Raw genomic sequence first — 13,536 nt, 5'->3', positions numbered from 1 at the left:
GTAAAACATGACAGCACAAACGTATCACGGCGAAGAAATGGTATTAGCCCTGGGTTTTTTTGATGGCGTTCATCTGGGACACCGGGCCTTACTGCAAAAAACGAAAGAAATTGGTCGGCAAATCGGGTGCAAAACCGGGGTTATGACCTTTAAGGAACACCCTCTGGAGCTGATCTTTCCCAATTATACCCCCTGGCTGATCACCTCCAATACCCAAAAAGAAGCCATGATTCAGGATTATGGCATTGATTTCGTTTTCTTGAATCCCTTTACCGAAAAGCTGATGAAGCTAACCCCAGAGAAATTTATCACCGACTATCTGCTAAAAAAATACAATGTCAAAGTCATTGTGGTTGGTTTTAATTATAATTTTGGTTACAAGGGTGCCGGAACCACCGCCACCTTAGTTGGGCTGGGCAAAAAATACGGCTTTGCCGTAGAAATTCTACCCCCCTTTATCATCAATACCCATTCCATCAGTTCCACCTTTATCCGGGAGCTGATCAGCTGTGGTCAGGTGGATGAGGTTAAAACCTTTCTGGGCCGAAATTATGCCCTCAGTGGCGTGGTTGTTCAGGGCAAAGGACTGGGACACCAGTATGGTATTCCGACTGCCAATATCAAACTCGATAAGAAATTAATTTTGCCGAATACCGGCGTTTATTATACTCATGTTCATTATCAGGGACAATGTTTTCATGGCTTAACCAATTTGGGATTTAACCCGACGTTTGAAAAACACCCCTTTAGCATCGAAACCTATATTTATGATTTTGATGAGGACATTTATGATCACGAAATCACCATCGAATTCATTAAAAAAATCCGGGACGAAATTAAATTTGATTCCATTGATGATTTAATCAATCAAATCAGAATGGATATCGATCGGATCCGCAAGGATTTTATCAAATAATCCATTTACAAGCCTAACTGTTTATGATATACTCGTTAAGTTACTACCATTCACTTAGTTTTTTGACACTCCAACAAAATACTCGGTTTATGGCTAAATTAAAAAACAAGGAGATTTTACATGATCACAAAAGAATTAAAAGCACAGATTGTCGCAGACTACCAAAAAGCTGAGGGTGATACTGGTTCACCAGAGGTACAAATTGCACTATTAACAGCCCGTATCAATGATCTTAATGGACACCTTCAAATCCATAAAAAAGACCATCATTCACGACGCGGTCTACTGAAACTGGTAGGTCAACGACGACGATTATTAACTTATCTGAAAGACAAAGATATCACACGATATCGTGAACTAATCCAAAGATTAGGTTTAAGAAAATAATTTGGGGCGGAGTATTCCGCCCTTTTTTTTTACCTGAAGGTTAGCACTTAATCTCCTTAACACGGTTGGTGATCCTGGTTCTGAAAAACGATAAATCTGCCATTTTTGGCGTATTATATATAGAAAGCGAGAAAAGAATGAATATTTTTGAAACTCAAATTGCTGGCCGCCCTTTCCGCGTGGAAATTGGCGAAGTGGCACAATTGGCAAAAGGTGCAGCGATGATCAGATATGGTAAAACCGAAGTTCTGGCTGTTGCTTCAGCTTCTAAAAAGCCCCGGGAAGGCATGGATTTCTTCCCACTCAGCTGTGATTACGAAGAAAAACAATACTCCGTGGGAAAATTCCCCGGTGGTTTTATTAAGCGTGAAGGCCGTCCCACCGAACGGGCAATTCTAAACTCCCGACTGATGGATCGACCCATCCGCCCCTTATTCCCCAAAGGCTTTCGCAACGACGTTCAGGTAGTTGCCACGATTATGTCAGTGGATCAGGATAATGCGCCTGAAATTGCGGCAATGATTGGCTCTTCAATTGCACTGTCAATTTCGGACATCCCTTTCAATGGCCCCACCGGTGCGGTTGCTGTTGGTTATATCGATGGAAAGTACATTATCAATCCCAATGAAGCTGAGCGTGAAATCAGTGAACTGAGCCTGATTGTCTCCGGCACAAAAGACGCCATCATGATGGTGGAAGCCGGTGCCAACGAGGTTTCCGAAGAACTGATGCTGGAAGCAATTTTGCTGGCTCACGAAGAAATTAAAAAAATCGTCGCCTTTCAGGAAGAAATCGTCGCTGCTGTGGGCAAAGAAAAACAGGAATATACGCTGTTTACCCCAGCCGAAGAAATCAAAGCCGAAGTGGTTGCTTTCTTAGGGGATCAGTTGACAACTGCCGTTAAAACAGCCGATAAGCTGGAACGACTGGATAATATTGAGGCCACTAAAAATCTGGTCAGAGCACATTTTGCAGAAACCTATCCCAACCAGGGCAATGATATCGACGAGATTCTGAATTCGCTGGTCAAAAAAGAAATTCGTCGGATGATTCTTGAAGATCGGATTCGTCCAGACAACCGAAAAATGGATGAGATCCGTCCGATCACCGCCAAAATTGACTTTCTTGAAAGACCCCATGGTTCCGGATTATTTACCCGGGGTGAAACCCAAGTCTTGTCTGTAGTCACCCTGGGGGTTTTAGGAGATGTCCAGAAACTGGATGGTTTATCCAACGAAGATTCCAAACGCTATATTCACCACTATAATTTCCCGGCCTACAGTGTTGGCGAAGCCCGACCATCCCGGGGCCCCGGCCGCCGTGAAATCGGACATGGTGCTCTGGCCGAACGGGCACTGATTCCGGTGCTGCCATCCGAAGATGAATTCCCCTACGCAATCCGGGTGGTATCGGAAGTGTTAAGTTCCAACGGTTCCACCTCCCAGGCCAGTGTCTGCGGCAGCTCGCTGTCATTAATGGCTGCTGGAGTGCCCTTAAAAGCGCCAGTTGCCGGGATTGCCATGGGTCTGATCAAAGAAGACGATAAACTGGCGATTCTTTCGGATATTCAGGGGATGGAAGACTTCCTCGGCGATATGGACTTTAAGGTAGCGGGAACTGCTGAGGGGATCACCGCAATTCAGATGGACATTAAAATCGATGGCATCAACAAGCAGATTTTAACCGAAGCCCTGGAACAGGCCCGGATTGGCCGACTGCATATCCTGGGTATTATGAATGACGAAATTGCCGAGTCCCGTAAAGACTTGTCACCCTATGCGCCACGAATTATTATCTTCCAGATTAAACCCGACAAAATCCGTGACGTTATCGGTTCTGGCGGTAAGGTTATTAATAAGATCATCGATGATACCGGCGTTAAAATTGATATTGAAGATGATGGCCGGATCTTCATTGCTTCTGTGGATACCGAATCCGGTAATCGAGCCAAAGAAATTATCGAAAACATCGTCCGTGAAGTGGAAGTGGGTGAGGTCTTAACCGGTAAGGTCGTCCGAATTATGAATTTTGGTGCCTTTGTATCCCTACCAGGTGGCAAAGACGGTTTGGTCCATATTTCCAAACTGGCTCACGAGCGGGTCAATGCCGTTGAAGACGTGGTTAAAATTGGCGATGAGGTCACCGTTAAAGTCATGGAAATTGATGGACAGGGCCGCATTAATCTGTCCCGGAAGGCCGTTTTGCCAAAGGAATAAGATGAGTAATACATATTCAATTAAAATACTGAATCAGTCACCATTTCCACTGCCGGAATATCAGACCCCAGGCGCTGCCGGAGTTGATTTGCGAGCCAATCTGGATGGTAAAATGATCATCATGCCCCACAAGGTCTATCAGATTCCCACCGGCATTTTTCTGGAAATGCCGATAGGGGTGGAAGCTCAGATTCGGGCCCGCAGTGGCTTGGCCCTTAAACATGGCCTATCGCTGGTCAACGGCGTCGGCACCATTGATGCTGATTATCGGGGAGAAATTAAGATAATTCTGATAAACTTAATCGATAAGCCCTACCAGCTGGAACCCGGCGAACGGATTGCCCAGATGGTCTTCTCGGAATATGTCAAAGCCGATTTTGTGGAAGTTTTAAGCGTAGACGAATTGGCCGCCAGTAAGCGGGGCGATGGTGGCTTTGGCCATTCAGGAAAATAATGGTATTGTTAAAAAGTACGCTGAGGTCATGAACCCTTCATTGATTGCTGCACCGCTTTCCAATCATACTTCCATAACACAATCTCAAGGTGCAGGTATCCCTGCACCTTTTATCATTTCTTTTTTTAAACAGAGGAGCATAATGGCAACAACTAAGAAACCAAATCAAACTAAACCAAATAACAAATCAAATAAAGGGAAAACCAAAAAGAAACCGGCCCCGAAAACAGCCAAACGGTTTTCCATCAGTAACATGGCCATCGGAATCTTCTTAATCATTCTGGGGGTTTTCTCGATTTATGCCTACATCGACTTTAATGCCGGGATGGTGGGCAACTTTGTCAGTCAGGCCTTTTCGTATTGCTTTGGCGCCCTGACGATTTTTATATCTCTCTATCTCTGCGCCCTGGGGGTGGTATTGTGTCTGAATAAAATAACTGATTGGGCCACCACCTTTGTACTGACCTTCTTATTATTTGTTAACATGATGATCGGTTTTACAATTTATGCCCCCAATCTGATGGACTACAGTCTTCTGGAGCTGTTCAGTTTGGCCCAGTATGGCCAATACGGTGGGATTATCGGGATTCTGCTGGCAGTTCTGTTTATTAAGCTGTTTGCGGTCAAAGGCACCCTGCTGCTGATTGTTGTCAGCTCGGCCATTATCTTAATTTTTATTTTCCGCAACCGACTAAAAAAATATTTAAGCCAGATTAAGGAAAAAAGTGACAATGCCCCTCCGGTCAAAGACCGGCTGAAAGACCGGCTGGCGATGCTAAAGGAAAAACAGCAGATCAGAAAAGAGGTCAAGGCGACTAAGGAACGGACCTCCGAAACCACCCTGATTCCGATGGTGGGTGATTTTGATGAGAACGCCCCCTTGTTTGAACCTTATCAGATTAATGAAACCCATCCGCCCCTTCCGCCCACAGAAAAACCCCTGTTTGAACCGGTCACCGGGGTGATTCCGGCGACTAAAAAGAAAACCCGTCAGGATCCCTTCGGCTTTATTGAAGAAGATGCCGACGAACCGGAAACCCCGATGAAGATTCACGAGAATTTCCTCAAGCCGCCCAATTTTGATGACTTGGGGACGACTAAAAAAGCCGCCAACAAAGATTATCACAAAGAAACGAAAACGGACGATGAAACAAAGGTATTAGACTTGTCCGCAGTCAGTTTTGAAGATGAGGTTGAGGAATACACCTTTCCGACGTTGGAACTTTTAAATCCACCGGCCACTAAAAAAAAGTCCAAAAAAGATGATGTTATTAAGAAAGCCCGGATCATCGAAGAAACCCTGAAAAATTTTGGCGTCAAAGCCAAAATCGTCGAGGTCAATGTCGGTCCCAGCATAACCCGCTTTGAACTGCAGCTTGATCCGGGGGTTAAAGTTAATAAATTTGTCAATCTCTCCTCTGATCTGGCGCTCAGTCTGGCCACTTCGGATATCCGGATTGAGGCCCCGATTCCCGGCAAGGCGGCGGTCGGCATTGAGGTTCCCAATGATGTATCAGAAATCGTCGGTCTTAGGGAAATTATTGATACCCCGCCCTTTAAAAACAGCAAAAGTCCACTGACCTTTGCCCTGGGAAAAACCCTGTCCGGCGAAAATGTGATTGGCGATATCGGCAAAATGCCCCATGTTCTGATTGCCGGTTCCACCGGCTCGGGAAAAAGTGTCTGTATCAACAGTATTATAGTCAGTCTGATCTTTAAGTCGTCTCCGGAAGAATTGCGGTTTATTATGATCGACCCCAAAATGGTGGAACTCAATCAGTATAACGCCATTCCGCATCTGCTGATCCCGGTGGTGACCGATCCCAAAAAAGCCGCCTATGCCCTCAACTGGGGCTTGAAAGAAATGACCGACCGCTATATGCTCTTTAAAGATGCCGGAGTTCGGGATATTGAGGGCTACAACGAACAGATGCTCAGTTCCGGCCTGAAAAAACTGCCCCGGATCGTGATCGTCATTGATGAGTTGGCCGATCTGATGATCACCTCACCCAAAGAATGTGAAAATGCCATCTGCCGGATCGCCCAATTGGCCCGGGCTTGTGGGATTCACCTGATCATTGCCACCCAGCGGCCGTCGGTGGATGTTATTACCGGTTTGATCAAGGCCAATATTCCCTCGCGGATTGCCTTTGCGGTGGCCTCCAACACCGATTCCCGGACGATTCTTGATACCGGTGGGGCCGAAAAACTGCTGGGTAAGGGGGATATGCTCTATTACCCAGTAGGCCAATCCAAACCGACCCGGGTTCAGTGTACCTATGTCTCCGATGCCGAGATTAATGCTGTCATTGACGCCGTCAAACCCCAAAAGGGACATCAGTATGATTCTTCCATTGAAGAAGCCATTTCCCAGGAACCGGAGGAAAAACCGCAAAACCGGGAAGGCGATGTGCTGCTGGAGGATGCCCTGAATATTGCCTTTGAATACAACCAGCTGTCAACCTCGATGCTGCAGCGAAAACTGCAGGTGGGTTATGCCCGGGCGGGCCGGATTATCGACGACCTTGAGGAACGGGGGATTATCTCCGGTCCCAACGGCAGCAAACCCCGGCAAATCCTGATTACTGAAGATGAATATAATAGGAGAGATTAGTATAAAATGAAGACCATCCACATGACCACCTTGGGCTGTGATAAAAACACCATCGACTCAGAAATGATGCTGGGTTTGATTGCCGAGAAAAACTACGAAATAATCGATGAGCCCCAGGAAGCTGCGATTATTATTGTCAATACCTGCTGTTTTATCCAATCGGCCAAGGAACAATCAATTGAATATATTCTTGACTATGTTGGCTATAAAAATTCCGGCTCCTGCCAGCTGCTGATTGTCGCCGGTTGCATGGCCGAGCGCTATCATACTGAACTGGCCGAGGAAATCCCGGAAATTGACGGCTTTTTAGGGGTGGGCCATTTTGACAATATTGTTGATTTGATCACGTCGCTGGAAAGACCGGTGGCTGATCCGGCCAGCCCGCCCACAAGTCCTGTGATGCCCCAGTATTTTGGCGATATTGACAAAGCCATCAGCCAAACCAGGCGTTATCTAAAACCGGGAACAGTGTCCACCTTTATCCGCATCAGCGAAGGCTGCGACCACGGCTGTACCTATTGTGTCATCCCCAAGATCCGTGGAAAATACCGCAGTCGCCCCAGCCAGGAAATTTTTTCTGAACTTCAGTACCTGAGGGACCAGGGGATCGAGGAGATCATCCTGATTGGTCAGGACATTGCCCCATATGGCCAGGATCTGGATGAAGGTCTGGACTTGCCAGCTCTGCTTGAAGTAATTGCCAGCAATTTTGATTTTACCTGGATTCGGATGATGTATCTTTACCCCGAGGGCATTACCGACAAGCTTCTGGCAGTGGTTAAACGCTACCCGGCGATTTGTCAATACTTTGATATTCCCCTACAGCATCTCAATGATGAGGTGTTAAAACGGATGGGTCGGAAGATGAGCTTTGCGCAGATTAGCCAACTGGTAAAAAAGATACGCCAAACCCTGCCTGAGGCGGTGCTACGAACCTCGATTATCACGGGTTTTCCCGGAGAAACGGTTGCGGCCCACACGGATCTGATAAATAAAATAAAAGTGTTGCCTTTTGATCATTTAGGGGTATTTAAGTATTCACAGGAAGAAAATACTCCGGCCGCTGAATTTATGGATCAGTTGACCGAGGACCAGAAAGAACAGCGTTATGACGAAATCATGATCACCCAGCAGGCGCTTTCTTATCACCAGAAACAACGTTTTATCGGCAAAACCCTGATGGTACTGCTTGAAGGTGTCGAGGATGGGGCCTATTATGGCCGTTTTTATGGCGATGCCCCGGAAATTGATGGCACCGTATTTGTCGAAAGTAGTGATCCCTTAACAATCGGAGAATTTTATTCCGTTAAGATAGTTCAAGCCCTCGAATATGATTTGATAGGAGATATTGAAAATGAATTTACCAAATAAGATTACCGTTGTCAGAATGGTCATGATCCCTTTTTTCATTGCTGCACTGCTGATTGATTTTCCTTACCACGAGCCAATTGCGGCGGCCCTGTTCATTATCGCTTCATTGACCGACAGCCTTGATGGCTATCTGGCCCGCAGCCGTAACCTGGTCACCGATTTCGGCAAGTTTATGGACCCGCTGGCTGACAAGTTACTGGTTTGTTCGGCCCTGATCTGCTTTGTCCAGCTGGGCTCGGTTCCGGCCTGGATGGTGATAATCATCATTGCCCGGGAATTTGCCATCACCGGTCTGCGGTCGCTGGCGGCTGCCGATGGGATCATCATTGCTGCCAGCAAATGGGGCAAGGCCAAAACCATTTCGCAGATGATTGCCATTATTCTAATACTCTTTAACAACTGGCCATTTTCGCTTCTCAGTATTCCGATGGCCGACATTATGATGGTTGTGGCCACCTTGCTGACCCTGTATTCAGGAATTGACTATCTGATTCTTAATAAAAAAGTGTTTCGTTCGATGTAATTTGTTACGCCAATATGTATTAATCATCAAACTTTGAGAGGAAATGACCAATGAAATGTGAATTGATTTCGGTGGGCACGGAGCTGTTAGTAGGGGATACCCTGAACACCAATGTTCAGTTTTTATCCCGGGAGTTGTCCCTGTTGGGGATCCGGGTGTGTTTTCATACCACCGTGGGGGATAATCCGCAGCGTTTGGAAGAAGCGGTGCGAATCGCCTTTGAGCGCAGCGACCTGATTATTACCACCGGCGGACTGGGGCCCACCCAGGATGATCTGACCAAGGAAGTGATTGCTGAAATTTTTGGCAAAAAGCTGGTTCAGGATCAAAAAACCAAAGACGATTTAATGGCGTACTTTGCCAACCGGGAGTTTACCATGACCCCCAACAACCTCAAGCAGACCTTTATTCCCGAAGGTGCCGAGATTTTATTTAATCCCTGCGGCACGGCCCCGGGGATTTTACTGAGAGAGCAGGGGCGGATTATTATCATGTTGCCAGGGCCACCCCGGGAAATGACCTGCATGTTTGAAGAAGCAGTGTTGCCGGTGTTACAGCAGGATCATCAACAGCTGGTGATTTCACGGTACTACAATCTCTCGGATATTGGCGAATCGGCGGCTGAAGACCGGCTGCTGGATCTGATTGATACCCAGGTCAACCCGACCATTGCCACCTATGCCAAGATGGGTGAGGTACTGGTGCGGATTACCGCCAATGGCCATGATGAAAATGAAATCAATGCGCTTTTGGATCACTACGAAGGGATTATGCTGTCCCGGTTTGAAGACCATATTTTCACTTTTTCCAAAGCATCGCTCCAGGAAACGGTAGCCGAATTATTAATGACCAACTCCATCACGCTGGCCACCGCCGAGTCCTGCAGCGGCGGCCTGATTGCCGCCCAGTTGACCGAACAGCCGGGGATTTCCAAAATTTTTGGCTTTGGTTTAGTGACCTACTCTAATGAAGCTAAAATGAAGCTCTTGAATGTTTCAAAAGCCACCCTGGATACCTATGGGGCCGTTAGTGCCGAAACCGCCAGCGAAATGTGTAAGAACCTGTCAGCCCTTTCCGGAGCCCGGCTTAATGTGTCGGTCACCGGGATTGCCGGTCCGGACGGCGGCAGTGACGAAAAACCAGTGGGACTGGTCTATATTGGCATCTGTTTTGATGACCAGACCGAAGTCTATCGCTATCATTTTAATGGCGACCGCAAAGTCGTGCAGCAGAAAACCGCCAATAAGGTCTTCCATCTGATCCGCAAAACCATAGTTGACAAAGCGTAATTGAATCGTTATAATTAAATCAGAACGAACGTTCCGAAACGAATGTTTCAATAAAGATAGGATGGTTACAAATGGCTGAAAAATCAAAAATAAATAGTGAAGAATTAACCGATAAACAAAAGGCTCTGGATGCAGCTCTACGAAACATCGAAAAGAGTTTTGGTAAAGGTTCGGTCATGCGCCTCGGTGATGAAGCTGCCAAACTGAATGTCGAAGTCATTTCGACTTCATCCATCGGCCTGGATATGGCATTGGGTGTGGGCGGCGTACCCCGGGGTCGGGTGGTGGAAATCTACGGTCCGGAATCCTCCGGGAAGACCACGATTGCCCTTCACATCATTGCTGAAGCGCAAAAAACTGGCGGTAATGCCGCCTTCGTCGATGCCGAGCATGCCCTGGATCCGACCTATGCCAAGGCTCTGGGCGTCGATATTGATAATCTGCTGGTAGCCCAACCAGATACCGGCGAACAGGCCATGGAAATTGTTGAAGCCCTGGTGCGCAGTAATGCCATTGACGTCATTGTCATCGACTCGGTGGCAGCCCTGGTGCCCCGAGCCGAAATCGATGGTGAAATGGGGGATTCCCACATGGGTCTCCAGGCCCGACTGATGTCCCAGGCACTTAGAAAGCTAACTGGGGTCATTAAAAAATCGAACACCACCACCATCTTTATCAATCAGTTGCGCGATAAAATCGGGGTGATGTTTGGTAATCCCGAAACCACCACCGGCGGGAAGGCCCTTAAATTTTATGCCTCGGTACGAATCGACGTCCGCCGGATTGAATCCCTGAAAAAAGGCACCGAAATTATTGGTAACCGGACCCGGGCGAAGATTGTCAAAAACAAAATTGCGCCGCCCTTTAAACAGGCTGAGTTTGACATTATGTATGGTAAGGGTATTTCCAAAGAAGGGGATCTTCTTGATGTTGGCGTCGATTTTGGAATCGTCGACAAATCCGGCTCCTGGTTCTCCTATAATGAGCAACGACTGGGACAGGGTCGGGATAACTCCAAGGAGTTTTTAATAGCCAACCCCGATGTTGCCGATGCCATCGAAGCCGAAATCCGGGCCAAAAATGCGGCCAGCAAAATGACGGCTGAACCCGAAGCGGTTGAAGCAGACCTGCTCGAAGATGAAGAGATTGAATAAGCAAACCATCAATAAAACCATAAAAAAAGAGCCGTTTAGCGGTTCTTTTTTTGATTTCTTAAAAATAACCCCTGGTGGGGTTCTTTGTTTCTTGACACTATTTTCAAAAGAGTATAAAATATAGATCATGATGAGTAGATTAAAAACATAGCAAATCGTTTATAAGGAGGTGAAAATTATAGACATACTAACAATAATTTTATTCATTGGTATCATCGCTGCGTTTGGAATTGGTTATTTGGTACGCAAAAATATTGCCGAAGGCAAGATAAAGAATGCTGAATTAACCGCCACAACGATTGTGAATGATGCCGTCAAAGAAGGAGAAACTTTAAAAAAGGAAATTCTATTTGATGCCAAGGAAGAATCTTTGAAATTAAAAGAATCCCTTGAAAAAGATAATCGTGAACGACGAGCCGAGCTTCAGAAACTTGAAAATCGCTTGATTCAAAAAGAAGAAAACCTTGAGAAGAAGCTGACAAATTTAGAACGCAGTGAAGAATCTCTGGCCCGAAAAAGCAAAGAACTCGAAAAGAAGCAAGAAAAAGTTGAAAGCATGTATGACGAGCAGGTCAAGGAACTTGAGCGGATTTCCGGGCTTACTTATGAAGAAGCAAAAGAAATTTTGCTGGAAGACATCAGTAAAGATACCCGTCAGGAAGCGGCGATTATGATTCGTCAGATTGAAGCTGAATCAAAAGCCACTGCTGATAAAAAAGCCAAAGAACTGATTGCCCAATCGATTCAACGTTGCGCCGCCGACCATGTGGCTGAACAAACCATTACGGTGGTCAACCTGCCAAATGACGAGATGAAGGGCCGAATCATCGGTCGGGAGGGTCGGAATATCCGCACCCTGGAAACCCTCACCGGGATTGATCTGATTATTGATGACACCCCGGAAGCCGTTATTCTTTCTGGTTTTGATCCGATTCGTCGGGAAGTGGCCAGATTGTCTCTGGAAAAACTGATTATTGATGGTCGAATCCATCCTGCCCGGATTGAGGAGATGGTCAAAAAATCGCAAAAGGAAGTCGACAACCATATCAAAGAGGTCGGCGAACAAGCTTGTTTTGATACCGGCATTCATGGCCTGCACCCGGAAATTGTCCGGCTTTTGGGACGGCTTAAATACCGTACCAGCTATGGTCAAAATGTATTAAAGCATTCCATTGAAGTATCTCATCTGGCGGGCATCATGGCCGCCGAATTGGATGGAAACATTAAGATCGCCAAGCGAGCAGGATTATTACATGATATTGGAAAAGCGATTGATCATGAGGTCGAAGGGCCCCATGTTGAAATTGGAGTCAATGTATTAAAAAAATACAAAGAAAATAAAAACGTTATTCATGCTGTCGAAGCTCATCATGGTGATGTTGAAGCCCGGACGATGGAAGCCGTTCTGGTTCAGTCAGCGGATGCCATTTCAGCAGCACGACCTGGTGCCAGACGAGAAACCCTAGTTTCTTATATCCAACGGTTACAGGAACTGGAAACCATTGCCATGTCCTTTGATGGGGTTGAGAAATCATACGCCATTCAGGCTGGACGTGAAGTCAGAATTATGGTTAAACCAAATGAAGTTAACGATGATGAAATGATTTTGCTGTCCCGAGATATTGCCAAGAAGATTGAAGCTGAAATGGAATATCCCGGTAACATTAAGGTTAATCTGATTCGTGAAACGAGAGCTAGCGACTACGCTAAATAGTCTAAAAGGGGAGAGATTCTCCCCTTTTTTTAGTCAGTTTTTAATGCAGAAGGATAAATGATGAAGATACTAATACTGGGGGACGTCTATGGCCGCCCCGGACGAAAAATTTTAAAAGACCAACTGGCCACAATCATTGCCGAACAAGACATTGATTTTACGGTTGTTAATGGCGAAAATGCCTCCGGGGGTAATGGTCTCTCGACTAAAAATGCCAAAGAATTGCTAAATTTGCCGATTGATGTCATCACCATGGGCAACCATGTCTGGCAGCAAAAAGAGCTACTTGAAACCATTGCCGACTTTCCGCAGATTATCCGGCCCCTGAATTATCCCGACCCCTGTCCAGGCAAAGGCTATGATTTTTTTAACTGCACCCTAAAAGATGGCCGTACCAAACGAATTGCGGTGGTGAATCTGTCCGGCCAGATTTTTATGCCCAACTTAAACTGCCCTTTTAATATGATGGCACCACTCCGAGAGTCCTTAAAAGCCGCCGCCGATCTGGTGTTGGTTGATTTTCATGCCGAAGCCACCTCGGAAAAAATTGCCTTCGGGTATTTTATGGATGGTTACGCCACTGCCGTTTATGGCACCCACACCCATGTCCAGACAGCCGACGAACGGATTTTAACTGGCGGTACGGCCTATATTACCGACATCGGGATGACCGGACCACTTGATGGCGTGATTGGGGTGGATTCCCAGATCATTCTTGATACCATGCTAACAAAACGGCCCAGCCGTTTTGTGACAGCCACTGGTTCTGTTCAGATCAATGGGATTATTTTGACCATCGATGAACTTGAAAACAAAGTGACGCACATCACTCGATTATATCAAACCTACGAAACCGACCAGTAAGCGGCGGTTTTAAATGGAAAATTAAAAGCTTCGA

The 13,536-nt window shown here is 46.3% G+C and carries 11 protein-coding genes; all 11 read left to right on the top strand.

Going from position 1 to position 13,536, the window contains the following annotated elements:
* Positions 1 to 7: 7 nt before the first annotated feature.
* Positions 8 to 916, top strand: coding sequence for a bifunctional riboflavin kinase/FAD synthetase (locus B3F51_RS14775; RefSeq protein ID WP_286947853.1), 909 nt, complete (start codon positions 8 to 10; stop codon positions 914 to 916).
* A 120-nt stretch (positions 917 to 1,036) separates the two neighbouring features.
* The gene (rpsO, locus tag B3F51_RS14770) at positions 1,037 to 1,303 is read left to right on the top strand and encodes a 30S ribosomal protein S15 (RefSeq protein WP_070372198.1); all 267 of its coding nucleotides are present in this window, start codon (positions 1,037 to 1,039) and stop codon (positions 1,301 to 1,303) included.
* Positions 1,304 to 1,440: 137 nt separating this feature from the next.
* Positions 1,441 to 3,519, top strand: a complete 2,079-nt coding sequence (locus B3F51_RS14765) for a polyribonucleotide nucleotidyltransferase (RefSeq protein WP_070372314.1) — start codon at positions 1,441 to 1,443, stop codon at positions 3,517 to 3,519.
* A 1-nt stretch (position 3,520) separates the two neighbouring features.
* Positions 3,521 to 3,973: a dUTP diphosphatase gene (gene dut / locus B3F51_RS14760; protein ID WP_286947849.1), complete on the top strand. Its 453-nt coding sequence runs from the start codon at positions 3,521 to 3,523 to the stop codon at positions 3,971 to 3,973.
* A gap of 142 nt (positions 3,974 to 4,115) precedes the next feature.
* Positions 4,116 to 6,587: an FtsK/SpoIIIE family DNA translocase gene (locus B3F51_RS14755; RefSeq protein WP_286947847.1), complete on the top strand. Its 2,472-nt coding sequence runs from the start codon at positions 4,116 to 4,118 to the stop codon at positions 6,585 to 6,587.
* Positions 6,588 to 6,593: 6 nt separating this feature from the next.
* Entirely contained in the window at positions 6,594 to 7,958 is a 1,365-nt protein-coding gene (gene rimO / locus B3F51_RS14750) for a 30S ribosomal protein S12 methylthiotransferase RimO (protein WP_250936116.1), read from the top strand.
* Entirely contained in the window at positions 7,942 to 8,481 is a 540-nt protein-coding gene (gene pgsA / locus B3F51_RS14745) for a CDP-diacylglycerol--glycerol-3-phosphate 3-phosphatidyltransferase (protein ID WP_070372194.1), read from the top strand. Before rimO ends, pgsA begins: the two co-directional genes overlap by 17 nt.
* A gap of 50 nt (positions 8,482 to 8,531) precedes the next feature.
* Positions 8,532 to 9,770, top strand: a complete 1,239-nt coding sequence (locus tag B3F51_RS14740) for a competence/damage-inducible protein A (protein ID WP_286947846.1) — start codon at positions 8,532 to 8,534, stop codon at positions 9,768 to 9,770.
* A 71-nt stretch (positions 9,771 to 9,841) separates the two neighbouring features.
* A complete protein-coding gene (recA, locus tag B3F51_RS14735) occupies positions 9,842 to 10,924 on the top strand; it encodes a recombinase RecA (RefSeq protein WP_070372192.1) in 1,083 nt (360 codons plus the stop codon).
* Between the two features lie 169 nt (positions 10,925 to 11,093).
* Positions 11,094 to 12,638, top strand: a complete 1,545-nt coding sequence (gene rny / locus B3F51_RS14730) for a ribonuclease Y (RefSeq protein WP_139142350.1) — start codon at positions 11,094 to 11,096, stop codon at positions 12,636 to 12,638.
* 57 nt (positions 12,639 to 12,695) lie between these two features.
* Positions 12,696 to 13,502: a TIGR00282 family metallophosphoesterase gene (locus B3F51_RS14725; RefSeq protein WP_323396125.1), complete on the top strand. Its 807-nt coding sequence runs from the start codon at positions 12,696 to 12,698 to the stop codon at positions 13,500 to 13,502.
* Positions 13,503 to 13,536 lie beyond the last annotated feature (34 nt).

It is taken from the genome of Acetobacterium sp. UBA5834, from assembly GCF_002435675.1.
GTDB classification, from domain to species: Bacteria; Bacillota; Clostridia; order Eubacteriales; family Eubacteriaceae; genus Acetobacterium; species Acetobacterium wieringae.
This window is presented reverse-complemented; position numbering and strand designations above follow the sequence as displayed.